The 25,206-nt window shown below is 40.5% G+C and carries 25 protein-coding genes and 3 tRNA genes; 17 read left to right on the forward strand and 11 right to left on the reverse strand.

Going from position 1 to position 25,206, the window contains the following annotated elements:
• Positions 1-132: 132 nt before the first annotated feature.
• Entirely contained in the window at positions 133-582 is a 450-nt protein-coding gene (locus K8B83_RS12785) for a hypothetical protein (RefSeq protein WP_188740300.1), read from the reverse strand.
• Between the two features lie 269 nt (positions 583-851).
• Between K8B83_RS12785 and ccoN the strand changes: the two genes are divergently transcribed.
• From ccoN to ttcA, 11 genes are all read left to right on the forward strand, one after another.
• Positions 852-2,279 carry a cytochrome-c oxidase, cbb3-type subunit I gene (gene ccoN / locus K8B83_RS12790; RefSeq protein ID WP_188740301.1) on the forward strand — a complete coding sequence of 476 codons (1,428 nt, stop codon included), beginning with the start codon at positions 852-854 and terminating at the stop codon, positions 2,277-2,279.
• A gap of 12 nt (positions 2,280-2,291) precedes the next feature.
• Positions 2,292-2,918: a cytochrome-c oxidase, cbb3-type subunit II gene (gene ccoO, locus K8B83_RS12795; RefSeq protein ID WP_188740302.1), complete on the forward strand. Its 627-nt coding sequence runs from the start codon at positions 2,292-2,294 to the stop codon at positions 2,916-2,918.
• Positions 2,919-2,926: 8 nt separating this feature from the next.
• Complete coding sequence (locus tag K8B83_RS12800) at positions 2,927-3,103, forward strand: cbb3-type cytochrome oxidase subunit 3 (RefSeq protein WP_188740320.1); 177 nt, start codon at positions 2,927-2,929, stop codon at positions 3,101-3,103.
• A 5-nt stretch (positions 3,104-3,108) separates the two neighbouring features.
• Positions 3,109-4,077, forward strand: a complete 969-nt coding sequence (gene ccoP, locus K8B83_RS12805) for a cytochrome-c oxidase, cbb3-type subunit III (RefSeq protein WP_188740303.1) — start codon at positions 3,109-3,111, stop codon at positions 4,075-4,077.
• A 115-nt stretch (positions 4,078-4,192) separates the two neighbouring features.
• Entirely contained in the window at positions 4,193-4,672 is a 480-nt protein-coding gene (locus K8B83_RS12810) for a FixH family protein (protein ID WP_188740304.1), read from the forward strand.
• Positions 4,673-4,675: 3 nt separating this feature from the next.
• The gene (locus K8B83_RS12815) at positions 4,676-7,066 is read left to right on the forward strand and encodes a heavy metal translocating P-type ATPase (protein WP_188740305.1); all 2,391 of its coding nucleotides are present in this window, start codon (positions 4,676-4,678) and stop codon (positions 7,064-7,066) included.
• A complete protein-coding gene (ccoS, locus tag K8B83_RS12820; RefSeq protein ID WP_188740306.1) occupies positions 7,063-7,257 on the forward strand; it encodes a cbb3-type cytochrome oxidase assembly protein CcoS in 195 nt (64 codons plus the stop codon). The genes K8B83_RS12815 and ccoS overlap by 4 nt, the downstream gene beginning before the upstream one ends.
• Positions 7,254-7,943, forward strand: a complete 690-nt coding sequence (locus K8B83_RS12825) for a sulfite exporter TauE/SafE family protein (RefSeq protein WP_188740307.1) — start codon at positions 7,254-7,256, stop codon at positions 7,941-7,943. Before ccoS ends, K8B83_RS12825 begins: the two co-directional genes overlap by 4 nt.
• Before the next feature lie 55 nt (positions 7,944-7,998).
• Positions 7,999-8,751: an electron transport transcriptional regulator EtrA gene (gene etrA / locus K8B83_RS12830; RefSeq protein ID WP_188740308.1), complete on the forward strand. Its 753-nt coding sequence runs from the start codon at positions 7,999-8,001 to the stop codon at positions 8,749-8,751.
• A 100-nt stretch (positions 8,752-8,851) separates the two neighbouring features.
• A complete protein-coding gene (gene uspE / locus K8B83_RS12835) occupies positions 8,852-9,781 on the forward strand; it encodes a universal stress protein UspE (protein ID WP_188740309.1) in 930 nt (309 codons plus the stop codon).
• A gap of 89 nt (positions 9,782-9,870) precedes the next feature.
• Positions 9,871-10,815, forward strand: a complete 945-nt coding sequence (ttcA, locus tag K8B83_RS12840) for a tRNA 2-thiocytidine(32) synthetase TtcA (protein ID WP_188740310.1) — start codon at positions 9,871-9,873, stop codon at positions 10,813-10,815.
• Positions 10,816-11,101: 286 nt separating this feature from the next.
• Here the strand turns inward: ttcA and K8B83_RS12845 are convergent, their stop codons facing one another.
• Positions 11,102-11,740: a DUF2987 domain-containing protein gene (locus tag K8B83_RS12845; protein ID WP_188740311.1), complete on the reverse strand. Its 639-nt coding sequence runs from the start codon at positions 11,738-11,740 to the stop codon at positions 11,102-11,104.
• On the reverse strand, positions 11,733-12,551 hold the full coding sequence (locus K8B83_RS12850) for a glucosaminidase domain-containing protein (RefSeq protein ID WP_188740312.1): 819 nt from the start codon (positions 12,549-12,551) through the stop codon (positions 11,733-11,735). The genes K8B83_RS12845 and K8B83_RS12850 overlap by 8 nt, the downstream gene beginning before the upstream one ends.
• Before the next feature lie 394 nt (positions 12,552-12,945).
• Here K8B83_RS12850 and yvcK point away from each other — a divergent pair, with 394 nt between their 5' ends.
• Positions 12,946-13,878 (forward strand): uridine diphosphate-N-acetylglucosamine-binding protein YvcK, encoded by a 933-nt coding sequence (gene yvcK, locus K8B83_RS12855; protein ID WP_188740321.1) that lies wholly within the window; start codon positions 12,946-12,948, stop codon positions 13,876-13,878.
• 228 nt (positions 13,879-14,106) lie between these two features.
• On the opposite strand, the gene K8B83_RS12860 is transcribed toward yvcK, so the two are convergent.
• The 5 genes from K8B83_RS12860 to thrS form a co-directional block, all read right to left on the reverse strand.
• On the reverse strand, positions 14,107-15,300 hold the full coding sequence (locus tag K8B83_RS12860) for an amino acid aminotransferase (protein WP_188740313.1): 1,194 nt from the start codon (positions 15,298-15,300) through the stop codon (positions 14,107-14,109).
• 334 nt (positions 15,301-15,634) lie between these two features.
• Positions 15,635-15,994 carry a 50S ribosomal protein L20 gene (rplT, locus tag K8B83_RS12865; RefSeq protein WP_011637486.1) on the reverse strand — a complete coding sequence of 120 codons (360 nt, stop codon included), beginning with the start codon at positions 15,992-15,994 and terminating at the stop codon, positions 15,635-15,637.
• Positions 15,995-16,012: 18 nt separating this feature from the next.
• Positions 16,013-16,207, reverse strand: coding sequence for a 50S ribosomal protein L35 (gene rpmI, locus K8B83_RS12870; protein ID WP_011865828.1), 195 nt, complete (start codon positions 16,205-16,207; stop codon positions 16,013-16,015).
• Between the two features lie 82 nt (positions 16,208-16,289).
• On the reverse strand, positions 16,290-16,832 hold the full coding sequence (infC, locus tag K8B83_RS12875; RefSeq protein ID WP_248957923.1) for a translation initiation factor IF-3: 543 nt from the start codon (positions 16,830-16,832) through the stop codon (positions 16,290-16,292).
• A gap of 3 nt (positions 16,833-16,835) precedes the next feature.
• Positions 16,836-18,764, reverse strand: a complete 1,929-nt coding sequence (thrS, locus tag K8B83_RS12880; protein ID WP_188740314.1) for a threonine--tRNA ligase — start codon at positions 18,762-18,764, stop codon at positions 16,836-16,838.
• A gap of 487 nt (positions 18,765-19,251) precedes the next feature.
• Here thrS and K8B83_RS12885 point away from each other — a divergent pair, with 487 nt between their 5' ends.
• The gene (locus tag K8B83_RS12885) at positions 19,252-19,452 is read left to right on the forward strand and encodes a CPXCG motif-containing cysteine-rich protein (protein WP_188740315.1); all 201 of its coding nucleotides are present in this window, start codon (positions 19,252-19,254) and stop codon (positions 19,450-19,452) included.
• 77 nt (positions 19,453-19,529) lie between these two features.
• On the opposite strand, the gene K8B83_RS12890 is transcribed toward K8B83_RS12885, so the two are convergent.
• The gene (locus K8B83_RS12890; RefSeq protein ID WP_188740316.1) at positions 19,530-20,150 is read right to left on the reverse strand and encodes a riboflavin synthase subunit alpha; all 621 of its coding nucleotides are present in this window, start codon (positions 20,148-20,150) and stop codon (positions 19,530-19,532) included.
• 29 nt (positions 20,151-20,179) lie between these two features.
• Here K8B83_RS12890 and K8B83_RS12895 point away from each other — a divergent pair, with 29 nt between their 5' ends.
• The 4 genes from K8B83_RS12895 (at position 20,180) to K8B83_RS12910 (ending at position 22,055) form a co-directional block, all read left to right on the forward strand.
• Entirely contained in the window at positions 20,180-21,541 is a 1,362-nt protein-coding gene (locus K8B83_RS12895) for an MATE family efflux transporter (protein WP_188740317.1), read from the forward strand.
• Between the two features lie 176 nt (positions 21,542-21,717).
• A tRNA-OTHER gene (locus K8B83_RS12900) sits at positions 21,718-21,825 on the forward strand.
• A 38-nt stretch (positions 21,826-21,863) separates the two neighbouring features.
• A tRNA-Val gene (locus tag K8B83_RS12905) sits at positions 21,864-21,940 on the forward strand.
• A 38-nt stretch (positions 21,941-21,978) separates the two neighbouring features.
• Positions 21,979-22,055 (forward strand) — tRNA-Val (locus K8B83_RS12910).
• Positions 22,056-22,742: 687 nt separating this feature from the next.
• On the opposite strand, the gene istB is transcribed toward K8B83_RS12910, so the two are convergent.
• The gene (istB, locus tag K8B83_RS12915) at positions 22,743-23,501 is read right to left on the reverse strand and encodes an IS21-like element ISShfr5 family helper ATPase IstB (RefSeq protein WP_011637026.1); all 759 of its coding nucleotides are present in this window, start codon (positions 23,499-23,501) and stop codon (positions 22,743-22,745) included.
• A gap of 28 nt (positions 23,502-23,529) precedes the next feature.
• A complete protein-coding gene (gene istA, locus K8B83_RS12920) occupies positions 23,530-25,074 on the reverse strand; it encodes an IS21-like element ISShfr5 family transposase (RefSeq protein WP_160056813.1) in 1,545 nt (514 codons plus the stop codon).
• Positions 25,075-25,206: the final 132 nt, after the last annotated feature.

Genomic DNA, 25,206 nt, shown 5'->3' on the forward strand with positions numbered 1-25,206 from the left:
CTATCTTAGGCTCATAAGATTAGCTGATAGAAAAGTTGAGCTTAATCCAATCATGTAAGTTAGCACTACAATGTCCTTAATTAACGATAGGTGAACACGATGCCCTGCCCGTCGACACTCAAAGGCCAATATTTATTCGGGGCTGTCGGCTAAAAAGTCGTACGTTAGCGTTCGTGTTTGCCCTTGATAATCAAATGAAACAAATGCACGCCAAACCATGTAATTACTGCTGCATGATCCATAAATCAGTGTGCCTTGTGCTTGATTGTTCGCCGTTGAGGATAATGCAACCGGTATGATGCCCATAAACATATCTCGGCCTTCTACCCTCATCGCAATATTAGTGATCGCTTGTGAAAAGTTAAGCGTAATATTAAGTGGTTTTTCACTTGGTGTACGAACCGGATCTATCATCAAGCCGACGGTTAAATCGGCAACTTTTTGGTAACATTGGCCGGCTGAAAATTGACATAAGCTGGGGTCTTTTTCAAATGTGGTTTGTTGACTGTTTTTTGTATTGTCACATGCTATTAAAAAGATTGAAGAAATTACTAAAATGAATATTTTGGTTATTTTGTGCACAATAATTAACCTTTACCCTGTTGTTGATAACATTATCTTGCAGACCTTGATCTAGATCAACTTTGATGCATGTTGCGAAGTATCTTTTTTGACTCAGCTCAAGTATCATTAGTCCGCCTCGTGATAGAGAGCATAAAAACGAGGTAACACCTTGACAAACTGTTGTAAAAATAGCCTTTATGGTTGGTTTTGTAACCATTTGTCAACTTAACTGGTAAAGCTCGCTTTACTAAATATTAAAAGTATAAGTAATAAGCCGTGGAAGCATTATGATGAACCATTCCCAGTCTACAGGCGCTGATTACAATTACACTATTGTCCGTCAATTCGCACTCACCACAGTACTGTGGGGAATCGTTGGTATGGCAGTGGGTGTATTGATTGCGGCTCAGTTAATCTGGCCACAACTGAACTTTGAAACTCCGTGGTTAACGTTTAGTCGTTTACGACCTTTACATACCAATGCGGTGATTTTCGCGTTCGGAACATCAGCTCTTTTCGCTACATCCTACTATGTTGTGCAACGCACTTGTCAAATCCGTCTATTTGCGCCTAAATTGGCCGCATTTACGTTTTGGGGTTGGCAAGCAGTTATTATTGCAGCTGCAATCACTTTACCAATGGGTTACACCCAGGGCAAAGAATATGCAGAATTAGAATGGCCTATTGATATCGCAATTGCGGTGATTTGGGTCAGTTATGCAATTGTCTTCTTTGGCACAATCGCTAAAAGAACTACCTCACATATTTATGTGGCTAACTGGTTCTTTGGTGCCTTTATTATCACTGTTGCTGTACTGCACATTGTTAACTCAATGGCTGTACCTGTAAGCTTATTTAAGTCTTACTCACTGTACTCCGGTGCCGTGGATGCGATGGTTCAGTGGTGGTATGGTCACAATGCTGTAGGCTTCTTACTTACCGCTGGTTTCTTAGGGATGATGTATTACTTTGTACCTAAGCAAGCTGGTCGTCCTGTTTATTCTTATCGTTTATCGATTGTTCACTTTTGGGCATTGATTGCGCTGTATATTTGGGCCGGTCCTCACCACTTACATTACACTGCCCTTCCTGACTGGACTCAGTCTTTAGGTATGGTGATGTCATTAATCCTATTCGCACCTTCATGGGGCGGTATGATTAACGGTATTATGACCCTCTCTGGTGCTTGGCATAAGCTACGTACTGACCCAGTATTGCGTTTCTTAGTTGTTTCATTGTCTTTCTATGGTATGTCTACCTTCGAAGGCCCAATGATGGCAATCAAAACGGTAAACGCGTTATCTCATTACACTGACTGGACCGTTGGTCACGTTCACTCTGGCGCGCTAGGCTGGGTTGCAATGGTCTCTATTGGTTCGTTATATCACCTTGTACCTGTGCTTTTTGGCCATGGTCGTATGTTTAGCACTTCGCTAGTTAACGTACACTTCTGGTTAGCCACTATTGGTACTGTGTTGTATATCGTAAGTATGTGGATTTCTGGTGTTATGCAAGGTCTTATGTGGCGTGCAGTAAACTCTGACGGTACCTTAACGTACAGCTTTGTTGAGAGTTTAGAAGCATCTTACCCATTCTACTTTGTACGCTTTCTTGGTGGTTGTTTCTTCTTAACCGGTATGTTGATTATGGCTTATAACGTGCTTCGCACTGTGAAAGCGCCTAAAGATTCATTACCTGCGTTAGCAGAAGCTTAAGGAGCAGATTCGATGAAATTTAATCATGAATTAATTGAAAAGAATGTGGGCCTGCTAGCCATTTTCACCGTAATCGCTATTAGTTTTGGTGGTTTGGTGCAAATTACTCCGCTAATTTTCCAAAAAGACACTACTGAAGCCGTTGAAGGTTTGATCCCTTACACTGCACTGCAGATTGAAGGTCGTGACATTTATGTTCGTGAAGGTTGTTACAACTGTCACAGCCAAATGATCCGTCCTTTACGTGCTGAAACTGAACGTTACGGTCACTATTCTGTAGCGGGCGAATCAGTTTGGGACCACCCTTTCCAATGGGGTTCTAAGCGTACAGGGCCAGATCTTGCTCGTGTTGGTGGTCGTTATAGTGATAAATGGCATGAAGTGCATTTAATCAATCCACGTGATGTGGTACCACAATCAAACATGCCTGCTTTCCCATGGTTAGCTGAAAACACGCTAGACGGCAAATTGACTGGTGACAAGATGTCTATCCTACGTAACCTTCATAAAGGTGGTTACAAAGGTGGCGACTTATACACCGACGAAGAAATTGCTGGCGCTCAAAAAGCGGTTGAAGGCAAAACTGAATTACAAGCACTAATCGCGTATTTGCAATCTTTGGGTCATGCACTCAAGTAGGAGCAATGATGGATTACGGTACTTTTCAAGGCATTTTAACCATTATAGTAATGGTGACGTTTGTTGGAATTTTTTACTGGGCATACAGTAAGCACAGCAAGTCTAAATTTGACGAAGCGGCTAACTTAGTATTTTCAGAAGAAGAACTGGCAAAAATGTCTAAAGACTCGGGAGATCAGAAGTAATGATTATGAGTAACTTCTGGAGCATTTGGATTTCTGTACTGACTATTGTGGTCATTGTTGGTTGTTTTATTCTTCTTAAAGTGGTGAACAAAAATTACACCGGTGTTGAAGAAGGTAAATCAATGGGCCACGAGTTCGATGGTATTGAAGAACTTAACAACCCACTGCCAAAGTGGTGGGCTTACATGTTCTACCTAACCATCGTGTTTGGTGTGATCTATTTAGCTCTTTATCCAGGCCTAGGTAACTACAAAGGTCTGTTTGGTTGGACAAGCTCTAACCAAAGCATTGGTACTGAAAAAGGCCTAAAAGCCGACTCAGCTGCAGCATTAGAAGCGGCAAAAGCAGAAAATCGTTTATCTCAGTATGACCGCGAAGTGGCTCATGCTGACGAAAAATACGGTCCAATTTTTGCCGCGTATTTAGCAACTCCTTTAGAAGAGTTAGTTAAAGATGAAGAAGCATTGAAAGTGGGTGGCCGTTTGTTTTTACAAAACTGCGCTCAATGTCATGGTTCTGATGCACGTGGCTCAAAGGGCTTCCCTAACTTGACTGACAGTGATTGGTTATATGGTGGCGATTTAGCCACGATTAAAACCACATTGATGAATGGTCGCAACGGTATGATGCCGCCTAAAGGTGGTTTACCTATCGAAGACAGTGAGATTAAAGGTCTTGCTGAATATGTGATCAAACTGTCTGGTGGCGAGCACGACGAAGCCTTAGCTGCACAAGGTCAAGGTTCATTTATGAAAGGTTGTTTTGCGTGTCATGGTATGGACGCAAAAGGTAACAAGTTCATGGGTGCACCAAACTTAACTGACAATGTGTGGTTATATGGTGGCAGCCGCGGCAGCATTGAAGAGTCAATCATCAATGGCCGTGCCGGTGTTATGCCAGCATGGAAAGACATTCTTGGTGAAGAGAAAGTTCATGTAATTGCAGCTTATGTTTATAGCTTATCAAACAAATAGTTAGCAATACCTAATAAAAGGCCTCGAGTTTATCGAGGCCTTTTTTTTAAGTGATTATTAAGCACTAACGCGCTAAAATAGCGCAGTAATTTTTAGCGAATATTTAGGATGTATCATGTCTACTCAACTCCCTTGGTATAAACAGTTTTGGCCATGGTTTTTAATCGTTTTACCAATGTGTGCCGTTGTTGCCAGTATCACCACATTAAAAATTGCTTTAGACAATTCTGACTCCTTGGTGGCTGAAGAATATTATAAAGAAGGCAAAGGCATTAATATGGACTTGCGTAAGATAAAATACGCACAGCAAATTGGCATGAAGTTTTTGGTTAAAGTGTCAGATCAAGAATTACAAATAACACAACAAGGTGGGCCTGAATACCGCGCAGCACTTAATGTGCAATTTTATCACCCAACCATAGAAGAAAGAGACTTTAGTCTGAATGCTACGGCCGATGCAAGTTATGTGTATCGTGTACCATTGTCTGAAGCCATTAAAGGCCCCTGGGAAGTACGTATAGAAGGATTTGATGGCAAATGGCGTGTTCAACAACGCATTGATATTAAAGATGATGTTGAATATTGGCTAAATTAATCTATGACATCTTGCTTTCATTGTAATGAACTTGTCGTTACTGGCGACCAATTTACCACGACAATTAACGGGCATGCACAACCCATGTGTTGCCCTGGTTGTCAGGCGGTTTCACAAGCTATTATTGATGCTGGATTAACCAGTTATTACCAGTTCAGAAGCGAACCCGGTAATCGTCAAACTGCGCTGGTGCCTGAGCAATTAACTCAATACAGTGCTTATGATCTCCCTGAAGTGCAACAGGATTTTGTTCATAAACAAGGTAACGTGGACACCACTTCGTTATCGATTGACGGCATAACATGCGCCGCTTGTGCCTGGCTGATTGAACACAAATTAAAACCTGTTCAAGGTATTGATAAAGTGCTGGTTAACTCAACCACGCAGCGGGCTTTGGTGAGCTGGAACAATGACACCATTAAACTGAGTGAAATTTTACAATTAATTAGCCAAATTGGTTATCAAGCCGCGCCCTATCAAGTCGATGAGCAAGAAAAACAATCAAAAGCCGATAGCCGTAAATTTTTATTACGCCTTGGCTTAGCGGGCTTTGCTACTATGCAAGTGATGATGTTTGCCCTTGCTTTATATACTGGCTATTTTACCGAGTTAGACATTGAGTTTAGAGATTACTTTCGCTGGGTAAGTTTAATTTTTGCAGCCCCTGTGGTGCTGTATTCTGCACAGCCATTTTACTTTAGTGCCATGCGAAGCTTACTGAGCGGCAAACTTAACATGGATGTGTCTGTCTCAATTGCCATTGGCGGCGCGTTCATCGCCAGTTGCGTTGCCACAATTCAAGGTAACGGAGAAGTGTATTTTGAATCCGTGTCGATGTTTACTTTCTTTTTATTGCTTGGCCGATACTTTGAACAAACCGCCAGGCAAAAAGCCTCTGTCAGCTCAAGCAATTTACATAAGTTAATCCCATTAACGGCTCACCTGCTAAAAGATGGCCAAGTGACAGAAATCGCCGCAAAACAATTACGCATAAACGATATTATTTTGGTTAAACCTGGTGAGGTTATTGCTGCCGATGCGGTTGTTGTGTCTGGTAAATCCAGTATTAATGAGGCCATGTTAACAGGCGAGCAAATGCCTATTACCAAACAAATACACGATAATGTGTATGCCGGCACGATTAATGTTGAGCAGCCATTACAGGCTAAAGTAACCGCCTTAGGCCAAGATCAGCTTGTTGCTGAGATTATTCGTTTACAAGAATTAGCATCTAATAACAAACCCACCATTGCGTTAGTGGCAGATAGATTAGCCAGGTATTTTTCGGCTACCATTTTATCGATTGCGCTTGTGACTTACATTGTTTGGTCTTTTATATCGCCTGAAGATGCTTTTTGGGTGACTTTATCGGTACTAGTGGCAACCTGCCCTTGTGCCCTCGCCTTAGCAACCCCAACCGCAGTTACCTGTGCAACTGCAATATTTACCAAGTTGGGTATTATCACACGTAAGGCTGGTGTATTTGAAAAATTAACCCAAATTGATCATGTGGTATTTGATAAAACGGGCACGTTAACTTGTGGTCATTTGACTATCGGTGACATCAACATTGAACAACCCTATTCACAACAACAAGTATTAGCTATTGCAGCGGCCATTGAACAAGGCTCGTTACACCCGATAGCTCAAGCATTTAAACCGTTTTTTGATAACCGCTATGTTGTCACCGATATTCAACATCATGTTGGCCAGGGGATTGAGGGCATAATTGATCGCCAAAAGGTAAAAGTGGGGAAGCTTTCGTTTGTGTTACCTGAGCATAGCGAGCCTTCTCGTCAGCACCATTCTCAACACATTTATATGTCGATTGATAATAAGCTCGTTGCACAAATAGAAATGCTAGATCAAGTTAGATTAGATGTTAAAGATACTATTGCTAAGCTGTCTGGTGCAAATATCGGCTTAAGCATTGCCAGTGGTGACAGCTCTGGCCATGTTGAATATTTAGCTCAAAAACTTGGCATCAAGGATGTACATTCTGGCTTATCGCCTCAAGGCAAGTTATCGCTTATCAATCGATTACAGCAAGCCAAAAAGGTTGCCATGTTTGGTGATGGCATTAATGATGCCCCGGTACTGGCCGGCGCAAATCTCTCTGTTGCGATGGGGAGCGGCAGTGCAATTGCTAAAAACAGTGCAGATTTAATCTTACTTGGCGATCACTTGTCTCGGTTTAACGATGCAATTAGTGTGGCTAAACAGGCCCAAAATATAATTCATCAAAATTTATTATGGGCTTTTGCTTATAACGTTATTATTTTGCCTCTTGCTGTAACCGGACATGTTGCCCCTTATATTGCAGCAATTGGTATGTCTGTTAGCTCACTCATTGTTGTGAGTAACAGTTTAAGGCTACTTAGGATAAAACTATGAGTATCATTTATGTGCTAATCCCTATTGCTATGTTGTTTGTACTCATTGCCGTTGCCATCTTTTTTTGGGCGGTAAAATCTGAGCAATTTGACGACTTAGACAGGCAAAGTGTGTCAATTTTATTTGATGAAGAAGCCAAACCGTCAGTAACGGATAGTCAAACAGAAACAAAATCAGAGCAGCAATTGTGATTGAATACAATATAGGTGGTGCCTTTATTGTCGGGTTAATGGGTGCGGCACATTGTTTTGGTATGTGCGGTGGGTTAATCGGTGCTTTTTCTGCCAATATTCCAGACAACAAGCAAAATAAGCTAGCCAATCAATTACGATTTTTAATCAGCTATAATTTAGGCAGAATTAGCAGCTATACACTTGCTGGTATATTTGTTGGAGGCAGTGCCTCTGCACTTGGACAATTGTTTGACGCCGATGTTTACCTGCTTTGTTTACGCATTTTTGCCGGTGTAATGATGATATTAACAGGCTTATATATTGCTCAAATATGGTTTGGAATTGTCCATATTGAAAAAGTAGGTAAAGTGTTATGGCGTTATTTACAACCATTAACGCGCAAATTATTGCCCATTCAACATCCTTATCAGGCATTACTTGCTGGCATGGTTTGGGGCTGGTTACCTTGCGGGCTGGTTTATAGCACACTAACCTGGTCTGTTGCCTCTGGCAGCGCACTGCAAGGGGGTCTGATCATGTTAGCTTTTGGTCTTGGTACCATTCCAGCTTTATTTGCAGCGGGTTTGGCAGCCAAAACGCTTGCGCATTGGGTCCAAAAACGTGCTGTTAGGCTATTTAGCGGACTCCTTTTAGTGTTGTTTGGTTTACAGACACTGTTTATTGCGGTGGATCAGCTAAACTAGTTTGTAAAGTTAAATTGGTTTAACATGGTAATGTTTACATAAATTGAGAATGGGTATGACTTCAGAACTAACAAAAGCGCGTCGTCCTTCAAACAGTGGTTGTGCCATTCATTGCCACGATTGCAGTATGGAAGCGTTATGTATTCCTTTTACCTTGAACAATGATGAGCTAGATAAACTTGATAACATCATAGAGCGCAAAAAACCCATTCAAAAAGGCGATCTTATTTTTAAGTCTGGTGATGGCCTTAAATCCCTCTACGCCATTCGCTCAGGTACTATTAAGAGTTATACCATTACCGAACAGGGTGATGAACAAATTACTGGCTTTCATCTTGCTGGTGATGTTATCGGATTTGACGGTATACATGCACAGCAACACCAGAGTTTTGCCCAAGCATTAGAAACCTCAATGGTGTGTGAAATCCCTTTTGACACTCTCGATACTCTCGCCGGTACTATGCCCAAACTGCGTCAACAAATTATGCGCTTAATGAGCAGCGAAATCATGACAGATCAAGAAATGATCCTTTTACTGTCTAAGAAAAATGCTGAAGAACGCCTGGCTGCTTTTATCAATAATTTAGCCAAACGATTTGGTAATCGTGGGTTTTCATCTAAAGAATTTAGATTAACGATGACACGCGGTGATATCGGCAATTATTTAGGACTAACCGTAGAAACCATTAGTCGCTTATTGGGGCGTTTTCAAAAAGCGGGCTTAATTGAAGTGAATGGAAAGTACATCAGTATTGTTGACCATGTTGAACTTGCAAAATTGGCAGGCAATGCGCAGATAGCAACTTAAAATGAATTTGTATGATCTACTTCAAGGTTTATTAATTAGTAAAGGGTAATACTTAAAGCTATTAATATATAAACAAAAAATCAACAGCTTTGGAGGTTTTATGAAGGAATATAAAAAGATTTTAGTGGTGATAAACCCTACAACAGATCATCAACCCGCTCTAGCTCGTGCTGTAGAACTTGCCAGTAAAAGTAATGCTACCATCACCGCATTTTTATCTATTTTTGATTTTTCATATGAAATGACCTCTATTTTATCTAGCCAGGAGCGTGAGGCGATGCGCCAAGGCGTGATAGATCAACGCGTAGCCTGGTTAGAAAGTGCCATTAGCGGTTATAACAGTAAAAAATTAACGATTAATACCGAAGTGGTTTGGCACAATCGCCCTTTTGAAAGTGTGATTAATTACGCCATGAAAGGTGATTATAATCTGATTGTAAAAAGCACTCATCAACACGACAAACTCAAAGCGGTTATTTTTACACCAACTGACTGGCACTTAATGCGCAAATCGCCTGTGCCAGTATTGATGGTAAAAGAACATGACTGGCCTGTTGCGGGTAAAATTGTTTGTGCGGTCAATGTGGTGTCAGAAGATGAAGATCACCAAAACCTTAACGGTAAAATCATTAATCATGCACTTGATTTAGCCAAAAAATTCTCGGCAAGTGTGCATCTGGTTAACGGCTACCCTGGAACACCTGTTAATTTAGCCATCGAACTACCCGATTTTGACGCCAACATTTATAACAATACTGTCAGGATGCAACACGAACAGCGTGTTCAATATCTTGCTCAAGCCTATAACATCCCACTTGAGAATTGCCATGTTGAAGAAGGCCTACCTGAAGATGTTATCCCTGAACTGGCTACTAAATTAGACGCTGAACTTGTCGTTTTAGGTACCGTCGGTAGAACTGGGTTTTCTGCAGCATTAATCGGTAATACTGCTGAACACGTTATCGACAGCATTAATTGTGACTTATTAGCGATTAAACCCGATGGTTATAAATCACCTTTAGAAGATTAGTCGATTAAGAGTAAGCTAAAACCTTTACCCTGCCCTCGATTACTGGAATAATACGCGCCCTGAAACACTTGGTTACTGGGCGCATTTTTATGTCTGAAGTTGAAGTCGATACAATCGCAAAAAAAAATATTACTCGTATGAATAAACTGCAAAAGCGTTTACGTCGTGAAGTCGGCTCGGCGATTGCAGATTACAATATGATCGAAGATGGCGATCGTGTTATGTGCTGTTTATCTGGCGGTAAAGACAGTTACACCATGCTCGATATTTTGTTAAATCTTCAACAACGTGCCCCGATTAAGTTTGAAATTGTTGCGGTAAATCTAGATCAAAAACAACCTGGGTTTCCTGAGCATATCCTTCCGGCCTACCTTGATAAAATTGGCGTGCCTTATCATATTCTTGAAAAAGACACTTATTCTATTGTTAAAGAGAAAGTGCCTGAAGGCAAAACAACGTGTGCTTTGTGTTCTCGTTTACGTCGCGGAACATTATATGGTTTTGCACAACACATTGGCGCAACCAAAATTGCATTAGGCCACCATCGTGATGACATCATCGAAACCCTATTTTTGAACATGTTTTACGGCGGTAAACTCAAAGCAATGCCGCCAAAGCTATTGTCGGATGACGGCGCCAATATGGTTATTCGTCCATTAGCCTACTGCCGTGAAAAAGACATTGAAGCGTATTCAACGCTTAAACAGTTTCCGATTATTCCGTGTAATTTATGTGGTTCACAGGAAAACTTAAAGCGCGCAGAAATCAAAAACATGTTGCAGCTGTGGGATAAGCAATCGCCAGGGCGTTTAGAAACGATTTTTACAGCCATGCAAAACACCGCTCCATCGCAAGGTGTTGATCGCGAGCAGTTTGATTTTGTGTCACTTAAACGTGATCCCAACGCAGAAAACAAAGGTGACGTAGCGGATGCTGATTTACCTGCATTTGATTTTGTAGATGTTAGTAACAATGGCCACATTAATTTAGATATTAGTAATCGAATAGATATCGTGGCAACGTTTAAACCATAATCTTATACCTATCAGGGATAAACAAAAATCGCTTAGAATATGGCAGAAATCGCAGCTAGCGAGTTGTTCTACCGTCAAAATGTCTAACGACGATATAAGCGATTTAGAAGCGATGTTAACCAATAAGAATGGTCACATTTTTGTGCTGATTGGTGTTAGTACAGTGATGAAAAGGCGTTGATAATATCAACGCCTTTTTGTTTTACTGATATGTGGGCGTTTCATCTTTGATTATTTTCATCAACAAAGATGAGCGCCCTAATGTGGTTAAAATAAGGATTAATCGCTATTGATTAACCAAAGGGCTCACAACAATAGGTTGTTGGCTAAATGAAATGTGTTTTAGCCTATTGATTTGCTGCGCATTGAGCGTAAATTTTTGTGACGATGCTTGTACCTCACCATCAATAACGATCTCAGTATCTGATGAGAGAAATTCAAATGTAATGCCATCAATAGGTTTACGAAAATATTTCATCGGGAAACCTTGTAAGCCATCTAATAAACGATCCATATCGGCATTAAGTGCTAATAACTCAGCCTGGGTATATTGCTGCTGAGTATTACTGGCTCTAACTTGCATAGCAATAGCACATTGACTCGAGTCGCCTGCAACATCGATGTTGACCAACGCCCTGTCTGATTTTAATTGCGCATCATAAGGGATAAACAATCTTTGTTGACGTGTGTAAGTTAATGGAAAGGTTTGGTTTTCAGTTGTTATATTACCGGATTTTATCGTGCAATCAGTTGTAATGGGCACACTAAAGGCTAATTCAACCAACGGATAATTTTTCTTATTGACTTGCTTTAATCGATCGTAAAAACCAACATACTCTAACGACACTGTGTCAGCAAAACTGGTTGTGGTAATAAAAAGAGTTGAACATAAAATGAATCCAGTTCGTAGCGAACGGTTAAGCATTGGCTTGGTTTCCTGTTAACAAAGATTTGTTGTGTTTAAGCATTTCGAGCAACTCATCAATATAGTCTTCTCTTCGCTCTGAATAATTAATCAGTCCAAAAACGAGCTTTTCTGCTGTCGGTTTAATTTTTTGTGCGCGAAGATCGGCCCGCATTGCTCGAAATAAACGATACGCGTGGTTAGTATTTAAATTAACCATGTACGCAATGATAGAATCTTTAGGCGAATTAAATACAGCAACTTCATGATTTTTATTTTCGTCTCTTGCAGACGGCACAATGCCACAACCTTTAGTGAAACACCACTGGCCAAAAAAGTTAAACCCTTTTTTAGCAAAACGAGAACTGCCCCATCCACTTTCATTAGCAGCTTGAATCAATACCATCTCAACAGGAATGGTATCGATGCGTCTGAGTAAAGGAGATAACGACGCAGGGGTAAACATGTCTATATCGTACTGATATTTTTCTACAATAGACTGTAAGCGTTCATTGTCAGCTTTATTTAAACCAATACCTTTATCTAACTGCTCAATCATCGACACAACAAATTGACGCTCATGAATAATGATTTGGTTTTGCGCTTCGATGGCTGGACGTAAATAATCAAAAAATGTTTGTTTCTTGGTGGTTATATCATCTATGTTTGAAAAATCAGGCATTTTGCCCAAATCGATATTGTGCAAATGGCCTAAGGTCATTCGTTTTAAAGGGATACTCGTTGATGGAATAACAAATACTCTGATAGCTAACAGTGCGATGACAGCTAATCCTAACGCAAATGTGATTTGACCAACATGACCTATCTTCAAACGTACCTACCTTAAAATAAAATCGTTATAGCTCAAATAGTATAACCGCTAAAGTATTCTGATCCATTAATGTGATTTACCAATGAACGTAGCAATCGTTATCATATATTACCCAGGCAAAAGCTTAAAATTAATTACACTTTAATGTCATTAAAGGAGTAAAATCATAGGATTGTTATGTTGGTTGTTATTTTTATCATTTCAATTTACCTATTGAGCATTGCTGGGATAATTTTTAGAGTTAAAAACGCTTTAGCCGACATTTTCAGGCCTCGTTTTTACCATTTTCACGTCGTTATCGACTGTTTATGTAGGATAACATTACAGTATAAACGACGTTATTGGATCAATCAGTGCCTCATTCAACATGTTAAGGAAGTATCACAACATTATGTTGAATCATCAACTTATAAATACAAAGCATGTCGTCGCTATTGGTGGCGGGCATGGTTTAGGCCGAATTCTTGCTGCACTCTCTTTTTTAGGCCCGCGATTAACCGGCATTGTCGCAACAACAGATAACGGTGGCTCTACTGGGCGCTTAAGACAAGATCAACAAACCATTGCATGGGGAGATTTGCGTAATTGTTTGTCGCATTTAAGCCACCGCCCTTCACTCGGTGCAATGTTATTTGATCATCGCTTTACCGGCACTAATGAGCTGGCTGGGCATAATTTAGGCAACCTTGTGTTACACGCACTTGATCAGCTTTGCGTACGGCCGCTTGAGGCGGTTAATTTAATTCGTGGCATTTTAAACATTGAAACCAATATTATCCCGATGTCTGAAGCATCAACACATCTCGTTGCCCTCAGTCATTGTGGTGCCAAAGTCTTTGGTGAGTTAAATGTAGACAGCATGAAAGAGGCACCTATTGCGCTGTCACTCGAACCTCAAGTACAGGCAACCAATGAAGCATGTGCAGCTATAGAACAAGCTGAATTGATTATATTAGGGCCTGGGAGTTTTTTAACCAGCGTGATCCCGCCTTTATTGTTGCCTGAAATCGCAGCCAGTATTCGCCACTCAAATGCGCATGTGATACTCATTGATAATTTAACCGCTGAATATTCACCAGCAAGCACATTCAGCATAGAAGATAAGATTGTGTGGTTAAATCAATTGATTGGTAAAGAAGCCATTATTGATGTGATACAGGATAACAGTGCAGCAAATATAACCAGTCAGTACTGTACAAACGTACGATTTAACCAATTTAACTTAGTTAGTCATCATCACTCGGGCTTGCACGATAAACAATCATTAGCAGAAGCGATTGAACAGGTACATCTACACTACCAAACGCAATTACAACCTCAAGTTTAATCTAATACCATTAATCAGGTTAAATAAGTGTTCAAAGATTGCGTAAGAAAAATCGCTTAGCATAGGCAGAAATTACAGCGAGTGAGTTGTTCTACCTTAAAATTCTAACAAGCTTATAAGCGATGTTAATGAGTAAGAATGATCACATTCTGGTGCTGATTGGTACAATCGTTTAAATAATAATAAAGGCTGCAAATGCAGCCTTTAGTCCGGTATAAAGCCTGCGTATTATAATACTTGCGCGATAGCTTTACACACTGCTGGCATATTGTTTTTGGTTAAACCAGCCACACTTATACGGCCAGAACCCACAATATAAATGGCAAATTCATCTTTTAAACGTGCCACTTGTTGTTTATTTAAGCCTGAAAAACTAAACATACCATTTTGACGTGAAATAAAGCTAAAGTCTTGTTCTACACCTTCCGCTTTTAAACTTTCAACAAAAAGCGTACGCATTTCTGCGATACGTTGGCGCATCTCAGTTAATTCACCTTCCCAGAGTTGACGCAATTCTGGATTAGATAAAATGGTACTCACAATTAAACCGCCATGTGCTGGAGGGTTTGAGTAATTTGCACGGATGGTTTTTTTGATTTGGCTAAAGCTGTTAGTTGCTGTGTTTTCATCTTCTGCTACAACGGTAACTGCACCTATACGTTCATTGTATAAACCAAAGTTTTTAGAAAATGAATTAGCGATTAATAACTCTGGCAGCACGGCTGCAACAGCACGAAGACCTTGTGCATCTTCTTCAATGCCCACACCAAAACCTTGGTAAGCAAAATCAAATAACGGCAACAATTGTTTATCTAAACAAAGTTGTGCCACCTGGCTCCACTGTGCCAATGATAAATCAATACCGGTAGGGTTATGGCAACAGCCATGTAGTAACACAACATCGCCAGGCTGCGCAGTGGCAAGATCGGCTAGCATGGCATCGAAATCCATATCATGAGTTTCGGCTTTATAGTAACGGTATTCTTTAACCACTAGTCCAGCTGTTTCAAAAATATTTTGATGATTTGCCCAAGTAGGATTGCTTACCCAAATGGTAGTAGATTGAGTGTTACGAACTAAGAACTCAGCAGCAACACGTAATGCGCCTGTACCACCTGGAGCTTGTGCAGTTGCGGCACGTTTATCACTGATGATCTTGCTGTCTTGTCCAAATAATAAACCTTGAACAACCTGGTTATATGCTTGAACACCTTCAATACCAAGATAATTTTTGGTCGATTCTGTTTCAAGTAAGATTGCTTCTGCTTTTTTTACAGATTTTAGTACAGGTGTTTGTCCTGCCTCATCTTTATAAATACCGACACCTAAATTGACTTTATGTGCACGAGTATCAGCTTTAAAAGCGTCAGTTAAGCCTAAAATGGGGTCTGCTGGAGCTAGCGTTACTTCAGAAAAGATCATACAACTATCCTAAGTGGTGGGTGATACAAATTTTGCTTAGTTATACCATTGTATCAACAAACTGAGTAGTGAGTTTTTTGATTGTTGCGACAAAATGAGCTTTTCGTATTGTTATACCCAATCAACACAAAAATGTGATCATTCTTACTGCTTAGCATTGCTTATAGTTTCGTTAGAAATGTTGAAGATAAGACAACTCGCTTGCTGCAATTCATGCCTATGCTAAGCAATTTTTCTACTCACTATTTATCCAGATTACAATTAGCAATATTGATTGAATTTGAGGCATAAAAAAAGGAACCCTAAGGTTCCTTTTTCCAAAACATTTCACTAATTACTTAGTTAATGCTTCTTTTGCTTTTTCAACTAAAGTTGCAAATACAACTTTGTCAAATACAGCGATGTCAGCCAAAATCTTACGATCGATTTCGATAGACGCCTTTTTCAGACCGTTGATGAAACGGCTGTAAGACAGACCATTTTGACGTGAAGCCGCATTAATACGTGCAATCCATAATTGACGGAATTGACGTTTTTTCTGACGACGGTCACGGTAAGCATATTGACCAGCTTTAGTTACTGCTTGAACAGCAACACGGTAAGTACGGCTACGAGCGCCATAATAACCTTTAGCTAGTTTAAGTACTTTTTTGTGACGAGCACGAGCGGTTACACCACGCTTAACTCTAGGCATTTGTTATCTCTCCTTTAATTAAGCGTATGGTAGTTGACGTGCAATTGCTGGCACATCAGACTTAGCGACTAAACATTTAGCACGTAAGTGACGCTTACGCTTAGTGCTCTTCTTGGTCAAAATGTGACGTAAGTGTGCTTGTTTGCGTTTGAAACCATTAGCGGTTTTCTTAAAACGCTTTTGTACACCCTTGTCTGTTTTCATTTTAGGCATTTCTAAAACTCCGCATTGGGACGTTAATAAACGTAAGGCGAGCAAAAGCCTCAAGAGACTTTTGCTACTTTAGGTTGCCCTACTATTTCTTTTTAGGTGCTAGCACCATAATTGCTTGACGACCTTCCATTTTAGGGAAAGATTCGACAACCGCATACTCTTCCAAATCAGCCTTGATACGGTTCAAAAGATCCATACCTAGGTTTTGGTGTGCCATTTCGCGACCACGGAAACGCAGCGTAATTTTCGCTTTGTCCCCATCTTCTAGAAAACGAATCAGGTTGCGTAGTTTTACCTGATAGTCGTTTTCATCAGTGCCTGGACGGAATTTAATTTCCTTAACCTGGACCTGTTTCTGCTTCTTTTTTTGTTCCTTTTGAGCTTTCGCTTTATCAAAAAGGAACTTACCGTAGTCCATTATGCGACAGACAGGAGGCTCAGCATTCGGGCTGATCTCTACGAGATCAACGCCTGCTTCATCTGCAATACTCTGAGCTTCTTTAATGCTAACGATACCAATTGATTCACCTTCTAAATCCGATAAACGGACTTCAGGAACACCAGTGATTTCTTCATTGATTCTATTAGGGGCTGGCTGTCGCCCTGCTGTTCTTTTGATCTTTATGACCTATTCCTCCAACAATTTGAGACTACGGAGCGAAATTTGTTGACGTATTTTAGAGGCAAAATCTTCTAATTTTAACTTGCCTAAATCAATACCGTCACGTGTACGCACCGCGACTTCCTTATTTTCCATTTCTTGATCACCAACGACCAACAAATAAGGCACACGTCTTAGTGTGTGTTCGCGTATTTTAAAGCCTATTTTCTCATTCCTCAAGTCAAAAGATGCTCGAATACCCTGTTCTTTGAAGAATTTAACGATTTCTTCAACATAATCAGCTTGTTTATCGGTAATATTCATTACAACAACTTGCATTGGAGCAAGCCACGTTGGGAATTTACCTGCGTATTCTTCTATCAAGATACCTAAGAAGCGCTCTAACGAACCTAAAATAGCACGATGGATCATTACCGGCGTTTGGCGACTGTTGTCTTCAGCAACATAAGTTGCACCTAAACGAGTCGGTAATGCGTAATCGAGCTGTACTGTACCACATTGCCATGCACGATCTAAACAATCATGTAAGGTAAATTCGATTTTTGGGCCATAAAACGCACCTTCGCCTGGTAATATCTCAAATTCGATATTATTTGCGGCTAAAGCTTGTTTCAGTGCTTCTTCTGCACGGTCCCACATTGCGTCATCACCGATACGCTTTTCTGGGCGTGTCGATAATTTAACAACAATGTTTTCGAAACCAAATGTAGCGTAAGTATCATATACCATTTGGATACATGCACTCACTTCTTGTTGAACTTGATCGTCGGTACAGAATATATGCGCGTCATCTTGGGTAAAACCACGTACTCGCATTAAACCGTGTAAAGAACCTGATGGTTCGTTACGGTGACAACATCCAAACTCTGCCATACGTAATGGCAAATCACGGTAAGATTTTAACCCTTGGTTAAAGATCTGTACGTGGCCTGGGCAGTTCATTGGCTTAATTGCATATTCGCGGCTTTCACTGTTTGTCGTGAACATGGCTTCTGAATATTTGTCCCAATGGCCAGAACGCTCCCATAAAGAACGGTCCATCATTAATGGGCCTTTCACTTCTTGGTAAGTGTATTGACCTAATTTTTGACGAATAAACTTTTCAAGCTCTAGGAATATGCTCCAACCATCGTTATGCCAAAACACCATTCCTGGTGCCTCTTCTTGCATGTGGTATAAGTCTAACTGTTTACCAATTTTACGGTGGTCACGCTTTGCGGCTTCTTCTAGGCGAACTAAGTGAGTTTTTAGGGCTTTTTTGTCTGCCCATGCCGTGCCGTAAATACGCTGCAACATTTTGTTTTCAGAGTTACCGCGCCAGTATGCACCTGCGATACTCATTAACTTGAAATTTTGACAAAAACGCATGTTAGGTACATGTGGGCCGCGACACATATCAATGTATTCTTCGTGGTGATATAGCGCAGGCGTGGCATCTTTGCTGATATTTTCATCTAAGATTGCCATTTTATATTCTTCGCCACGTTGTGCGAATGTGTCACGCGCTTCTTGCCAAGAAACCACTTTTTTAACGACGTCATAGTTAGTTTTGGCTAAATCTAACATGCGTTTTTCAAGCGCTTCGATATCTTCTTGAGTTAGTTTGTGATCTAAATCGATATCGTAATAAAAACCGTTGTCGATAACAGGGCCAATCGCCATTTTAGTTTCAGGCCACATTTGCTTGATAGCATGACCCAATAAATGCGCACAAGAATGGCGAAGGATTTCAACACCCTCTTCGTCTTTAGCCGTAATGATAGCTAACTCTGAATCTGCTGTAATTAGGTCTGTTGCATCTTTAAGCTCACCGTTAACACGGCCAGCAATACAAGCTTTTGCTAAGCCAGGACCGATATCGAGTGCAACATCAAGAGTTGATACAGGATTGGCAAACTCACGTTTGCTGCCATCAGGCAATGTAATAATAGGCATGAAATGTCCTTGTCCAGTGGTGACCCGCACGTAGGGCCACATGGTAATTAAGTATGTTCTTTTGGAACGAGAGACACGTTAATGAAATCAAGACAGTACAGGAGTCTTAGTTACCCAAAAACGTAGGTCGATATTCTATGTGATAAGCGCTTTGTGGCGCAACCATGTAAGGCTTAATATCGATAATATTTAGGCCAGGTTGCAAATATCCTTACACTCAAATTTCGATATTTTTATTATTTTTAATATACAAGCGCTTATGTCAGATTTCGCTATTTAGATATTGTTAACATTAACTGGCCATCCACTTTGATGATAAAATAACATCCCATAACATTTTGTATTAAAATAAATAAATTAACATAACACCCGTAGTGATAATTTTAGAATCAAAATAATTCAACGATATAAAATCAGTACTATGGTTGAGCCAGAATAATAAAATCCCACTATAATCATTATATCGACAACAGTGGGAGGCTTTACGATGAGATTATTATCACGCGCAATTTGTTGCCCGCATTGCGGTCATCATCAACATATCACGATAGATGCAAGTGCAGGCGATCAAGAGTATTACGATGATTGCCGCATTTGCTGTAACCCTATTCATATACGTATGCACTTAGATGACAACCGGCGTATGATAGAGTTACATGTTGATTCAGATGATGAACAAATATACTGAGTGTTAGCGCATTTCCTGCAGCTAGCCACGTTTTACTCAACTGACGTGGCTACTGTGACATAGGTGATAGTAGTAACTTAACTATTAACAAGCTGCTTTTTAGCCAAAATACGCTCTACAGTATCGACTATGACTTGTGTCTGGCTGTCTATTTCAATATTGATATCATCGCCGACCTGATAATCGCTTAAGTTAGTTAATTTCAGTGTTTCAGGAATTAAGTGCAACATAAACCCGCTATCACTCACCTGTCCTACGGTTAAACTACAGCCATTAATACCAATAAACCCCTTGTAAAAAATGTAGTGCATCCATTTCGGATCTATTTCTAGTTCAATATTATAGTGTTCTGCCGTATTGCTAACAGATTTTACCTTTGCCTGAGTATGTATATGCCCAGACAAAATATGCCCACCGATTTCAGTACCAAACGTCAGCGAACGTTCAATATTAACTCTATCGCCAACAGCGGTTTTACCTAAATTTGTCAGCTGTAATGTTTCTTCCATTACATCAAAGAAAACCTTATCATTTAATATCTTGGTTACAGTAAGACAAACGCCATTATTGGCTACACTTGCACCTGTTACTAATCCCTTTGTTAATTCTGGTGTCATTGCGACTTCAAAGGTTTTTAGGCCTGCAGCTTTATAAATTGATACCACTTCACAAGTGGCTTGAACTATACCAGTAAACATATTTCTCTCGTTCCGTAATAGGCTTTTTGATGAATAATACAGGTTTTCAAATTCAGCGCTTAATTAAATTAGCGCTTCCGGTTCTTATTGCCCAGGTCACCCAAACAATGATGGGGTTTATCGACACAGTTATGGCGGGGCGTGTCAGTGCCGTTGATATGGCCGCTGTGGCAGTTGGCACTAGTCTCTGGTTACCTGCGATATTATTTGTACAGGGATTGTTAATGTCTTTTACACCTGTGTTTTCGCAGCACCATGGCGCAAATAACCAAAAAATCATCCCATCGCTTATTTTTCAAGCTGGATATATTGCCATAATTGGTGCTATTGGCGTGATGATCTTTCTCGCATCTTCAACCTATTTACTCGATTTGATGAATTTAGAACCACAGTTACACGCATTAACGGTAGGTTATATCGACGCGATCTTGTGGGGAGCGCCTGCATTTGTGATTTACCAGGTGTTAAGGGGCTGTAGTGAAGGCATTTCTTATACGATGCCACCAATGATGATAGGTTTTATTGGACTTGCCGTAAACATTCCTGCCAACTACATCTTTATATACGGTGGATTTGGGATCCCTGCCATGGGTGGTGCCGGCTGTGGTGTTGCAACGGCATTAGTTTTTTGGGCAATGTTAGCTGCAATGGTTATCTACATGCTTGTGGATAAAACATTTAAAGAACTTGCTCCTTTTAAACACTTCTATCGTCCGCATTTAGCCAACATGTGGTCAATGACTAAACTTGGAATGCCAATCGCAATGGCCTTGTTTTTTGAAGTCAGTTTATTTGCTGTTATCGCATTATTTCTGGCGCCATTAGGCTCTAATGTCGTGGCGAGTCATCAAATAGCCCTTAATTTTTCATCTATTGTATTTATGCTGCCTTTGTCTATCGGTATCGCAGTGTCAATTCGTATTGGCTACTATCTTGGTCGAAACCAACCTGAAATTGCAGCATTGGTAGCCAGAGTGGGCTTAGGGTTATCACTTATGTTGGCGGTATGTACTGCGTTTTTAACCGTTATGTTTAGGCATGAAATCGCCCTGCTATATAACGACAATCCTGAAGTTGTTGCATTAGCAGGTAGTTTAATGATGCTGGCAGCCTTTTATCAAATATCAGACTCGGTACAGGTGGTTGCTGCAGGCGCCCTGCGTGGTTATAAAGATACCCGTAGTGCTTTTTACATCACGTTATTTTCTTATTGGTGTGTTGGCATGACAACCGGGTATGTTTTAGGTTACACCGATTTTATTGTACACCCAATTGGGGCACATGGTTTTTGGATAGGGTTAATTGCAGGCTTAACCGTTGCTGCTATTTTGTTTGCTGCTCGGCTAAAGTACATCCAAAAGAAAGGATTTGAGTTTCAACAAATTGGATAAATTGATTAAGAATTTAACGTTTTTGTACTGACGATTGCTTAACCTTGAATCAAGTTGCACAGCAAATCACCATTTAGTCATAAAAATGTTTTTTTTACTTGCAAGCAACCGCCTATCCCACTTAAGATAGCGACCGCTTTAAAGCAAAACATAATTGGTGTTTTGCTTTAAACAATACACCCGTAGCTCAGTTGGTAAAAAAGAGTAGCACTACCTACTCATTTGAAAAGCTGTGTTAGGTGTCGGTATTCTCGATGTAGAAAGCAGTCCACTCGGGTGTACCACTCTTCTGACAGAGTTTAAACAGTCAAATTCAAACAATACACCCGTAGCTCAGTTGGTTAGAGCACTACCTTGACATGGTAGGGGTCGGTGGTTCGAGTCCACTCGGGTGTACCACTCTTCTGACAGAGTCTAAATAGTCAGATTCAAACAATACACCCGTAGCTCAGCTGGTTAGAGCACTACCTTGACATGGTAGGGGTCGGTGGTTCGAGTCCACTCGGGTGTACCATTTCTTGCTGTAATTCAATATTTTACCTCGTTTTACATCACTTTGCTCTGTGCCCAAACCAAATTAAAGAACTACTATCTTAAAATTTATTCAAACAGGTACAACATTTCAAGCACTCAATAAATTGATATGTTTTCACGCCGGTAAAAATCAAAGCTAACATCATTTGTGCCCAAACTTGTGCCCATGTGCCCAAAGTAGTTTTTAAAAGTGACTTGCTGTGACCCCTACCCTAGTTAGTAAAAATTGAACATCTTTCACATAACCGTTAGTTTCTATTTATACAATTTGAGAGTTTATGCGCAGGTGTTGTAAAAACGTTTTACAGATTTTGCGCAATTAGTACTTAATTGATTATTAGAGGTGTGGCGAAACCGAAAATCGTGTAGTAAATTTCATGGGCGATAGCTTTCTTACCATTAGCAATTATGATAATTTTACCTTTGGCTTGACACCACCCTACTGCGTTGGGAAACGTCATTATTAAACCGTTTATTTTTCTTGAAGTGGCAATTATCTCAAGCAGTATGTGATGTAACTAAATTGAGTTTTAGTGCTTTACCATAGAGAGATAATCGTCATGATAACAATTCCAAACATAGTGCGTAATACCATGATGCCGATCGGTCAATACCATTCAAGCCGATCACTTTTTTGTTCGCCAGTAGACCTCCGTAAAATCTAGCTTCAGTGATCGGCTTCAGTCAAGGTATTTAGTTTTTTTCGCATCGATTCGCCTTTTAATTCCAACTTTATTGCTCCGTGAACAAGTCGATCTAGAATCGCATCAGCATGTGTCGATTCTCCTATCATTTCATACCAATTTTCTATCGGTAATTGACTGGCAATTAATGTCGATTTTGTATCATATCTTGCATCAATTAATTCCAATAAATCACTACGTTGTTGAGCCGTTAATGGCTCTAATCCCCAATCATCTAAGATCAGTAAATTAGCAGAGCTAAGCTTGTTGATCAGTTTTCGATAACTACCATCGGCTTGCGCTAAGAACATCTTTTCTAATAGCTCCTTGAGCCTAAAATAATAAACGCTACTCCCTTGTTGGCAGTGGTTTTGACCAAGAGCGCAAGCGAGGTAAGTTTTGCCGCACCCCGTTGCTCCCGTAATCAAAATATTTTGGTGAAGGCGAAGCCATTCACCTTGTGCTAATGAACGGATCTGAGTTTTATCGAGTTGTCGTGCTGCGCCATAGTTGAGTTGAGCAAGCGTGCCACCAACTCTGAACTTTGCTTGTCGAGTTAGGCGGTCAATTTTACGCTGGTCACGCTGCGTTATTTCATGCTCAAGCAATAAACTTAGCCGCTCTTCGAAGCTTTGTTCTACGTATAGATTAGGTTGTTCAAGTTGCTGTAATAGCGCATCACGTATGCCGCTTAGCTTTAAGTTACTTAACTGGTTATTGACTTGTTGATTGATATTTTTCATAAGATTTCCTTTGATTGGTTAGTTTTTATTAATGGTAATAGTTATTGCCGCGGATATTTTTATGATCAATATCTTGTAGCGAATCACCCTGAGCTTGTGGCAAGGGTTGCTTATCCAAGCCTTTTTCTAAGATGGTTTTCACTTGTTTTACGCGAGTAACACCTGTGGCTAATGCGCGATGACAGGCGGCTTCAAGACGTTGGTCTGTAAACTTCTTGCCTAGGCTTAATAACCCCATACAAGCACGGTAGCTTTGCTCTGGATGCTTTTTAGCTTGCATCAATTGCATAACAAACTGCTCGGTTGATTTACCAAACTGACTTGCCCAGCGCTCAAATCGCTGCGGTGTCCATTGCTGTTGTTTTTGGTGAGCGATAGGCATATGTAGCTCAAGTGTTGTATGCGCACCTTCTCGGTATGATCTGGGGTGAACAGCGACTCGTATGCCTTGATGGTAGAGTGTCACCAATTTTCCTGAGGCATGTGCTTCAAGTTTTTGCTTGATCAAGGTATGTGGCACTGAGTAATAGTGCTTTTCAATCTCAATATGATAATCAATATGTACGCTCACTTGTTTCACTAAGGTGTAGCTGTAAGGCAGCATGGGCAATGGTTTTAACGCTGGTTTATCAATGGCTTCAAATTGACTTAATCGTGAGCCAGGATGTTTTTTCATTTGTCGCTGATTTAAATCGATGAGTAATTCTTGAATCTTTAGATTTAATTGACGCAAGCTAAAGAAGGTTTCATTACGAAGACGTGCCATGATCCAACGTTCAACAATTTGTACACCCACTTCAGCCTTGGCTTTATCCTTTGGTTTATAGGGTCTTGCAGGCACAATGACGGTATCGTAATGCGTCGCTAGTTGTTGGTAGGTTGGGTTTAAGTCAGGCTCATATCGGCAGGGTTTGGTGACGGCACTTTTAAGGTTGTCAGGAATGATCTGCTCAGGAACACCACCAAGAAACTCAAAACAACGGGCATGACTCATCACCCAATCTTCAAGTTTCTGGCTGTAAGTCGCTTCGGCATAGGTATAATTTGATGCCCCCATGACCGCGACGAACACTTGTGCAGTACGGCATTCGCCTGTACTTCTATCAACAATACTCATGGTTGGGCCACAGTAATCCACAAACAGTTTTTCACCAGCTTTATGGTTTTGTCGCATCGAGGGTTTTTGGCATTTAAGCCATGCCTTGTACTGACGGCAGAAGTGAGTGTAACTGTAAAAACCTTCCGCGTGCCGCTCTTTGTATTCTTCCCAAAGCAGCAACAACGTCATGGTTTTAGGCCGAAGCTCTTGTTGAACTAACGACCAGTCAGGAATGGTAAAGCCTTTTAAACGAGGCTTTGTTTTGAAAAACGCTTGTTGTAGAGAGTTATCATCCCACTTCTCATCAAGCGGCCAGCAAGTAATGTCTAGCTCTGCTGATTTACAGGCATATTTAGACACGATTGAGGGTGAAACAGATAAGCTTTTTGCTATCTGACGATGACTGAGTTTACAGCCGTATTTTAGTCTTAAAATTTCTTTGAGTTTACGCATTGAAATAGGTGCCGTTGGCATGGTCATTCTCATCATCAAAAATGAAAAGAATAACGGTTAAAAACACCTACTGGCAGACAAAAAGTACAAAAAACGAACGGTACTATTCAAGCCGATCACTCAATACTATTTTGACCGAAAAGTGATCGGCAT

The sequence above is a fragment of the Shewanella inventionis genome, assembly GCF_019931735.1.
GTDB lineage: Bacteria > Pseudomonadota > Gammaproteobacteria > Enterobacterales > Shewanellaceae > Shewanella > Shewanella inventionis.

Excerpts from the sequence above, each read along its gene's own strand:
- ccoN (WP_188740301.1), top strand. The coding sequence starts at position 852 with ATGATGAACCATTCCCAGTCTACAGGCGCTGATTACAATTACACTATT.
- ccoO (WP_188740302.1), top strand. The coding sequence starts at position 2,292 with ATGAAATTTAATCATGAATTAATTGAAAAGAATGTGGGCCTGCTAGCC.
- K8B83_RS12800 (WP_188740320.1), top strand. The coding sequence starts at position 2,927 with ATGGATTACGGTACTTTTCAAGGCATTTTAACCATTATAGTAATGGTG.
- ccoP (WP_188740303.1), top strand. The coding sequence starts at position 3,109 with ATGAGTAACTTCTGGAGCATTTGGATTTCTGTACTGACTATTGTGGTC.
- K8B83_RS12810 (WP_188740304.1), top strand. The coding sequence starts at position 4,193 with ATGTCTACTCAACTCCCTTGGTATAAACAGTTTTGGCCATGGTTTTTA.
- K8B83_RS12815 (WP_188740305.1), top strand. The coding sequence starts at position 4,676 with ATGACATCTTGCTTTCATTGTAATGAACTTGTCGTTACTGGCGACCAA.
- ccoS (WP_188740306.1), top strand. The coding sequence starts at position 7,063 with ATGAGTATCATTTATGTGCTAATCCCTATTGCTATGTTGTTTGTACTC.
- etrA (WP_188740308.1), top strand. The coding sequence starts at position 7,999 with ATGACTTCAGAACTAACAAAAGCGCGTCGTCCTTCAAACAGTGGTTGT.
- uspE (WP_188740309.1), top strand. The coding sequence starts at position 8,852 with ATGAAGGAATATAAAAAGATTTTAGTGGTGATAAACCCTACAACAGAT.
- ttcA (WP_188740310.1), top strand. The coding sequence starts at position 9,871 with ATGTCTGAAGTTGAAGTCGATACAATCGCAAAAAAAAATATTACTCGT.
- K8B83_RS12845 (WP_188740311.1), bottom strand. The coding sequence starts at position 11,740 with ATGCTTAACCGTTCGCTACGAACTGGATTCATTTTATGTTCAACTCTT.
- K8B83_RS12860 (WP_188740313.1), bottom strand. The coding sequence starts at position 15,300 with ATGATCTTTTCTGAAGTAACGCTAGCTCCAGCAGACCCCATTTTAGGC.
- rplT (WP_011637486.1), bottom strand. The coding sequence starts at position 15,994 with ATGCCTAGAGTTAAGCGTGGTGTAACCGCTCGTGCTCGTCACAAAAAA.
- rpmI (WP_011865828.1), bottom strand. The coding sequence starts at position 16,207 with ATGCCTAAAATGAAAACAGACAAGGGTGTACAAAAGCGTTTTAAGAAA.
- thrS (WP_188740314.1), bottom strand. The coding sequence starts at position 18,764 with ATGCCTATTATTACATTGCCTGATGGCAGCAAACGTGAGTTTGCCAAT.
- K8B83_RS12885 (WP_188740315.1), top strand. The coding sequence starts at position 19,252 with ATGAGATTATTATCACGCGCAATTTGTTGCCCGCATTGCGGTCATCAT.
- K8B83_RS12890 (WP_188740316.1), bottom strand. The coding sequence starts at position 20,150 with ATGTTTACTGGTATAGTTCAAGCCACTTGTGAAGTGGTATCAATTTAT.
- K8B83_RS12895 (WP_188740317.1), top strand. The coding sequence starts at position 20,180 with ATGAATAATACAGGTTTTCAAATTCAGCGCTTAATTAAATTAGCGCTT.
- istB (WP_011637026.1), bottom strand. The coding sequence starts at position 23,501 with ATGAAAAATATCAATCAACAAGTCAATAACCAGTTAAGTAACTTAAAG.
- istA (WP_160056813.1), bottom strand. The coding sequence starts at position 25,074 with ATGCCAACGGCACCTATTTCAATGCGTAAACTCAAAGAAATTTTAAGA.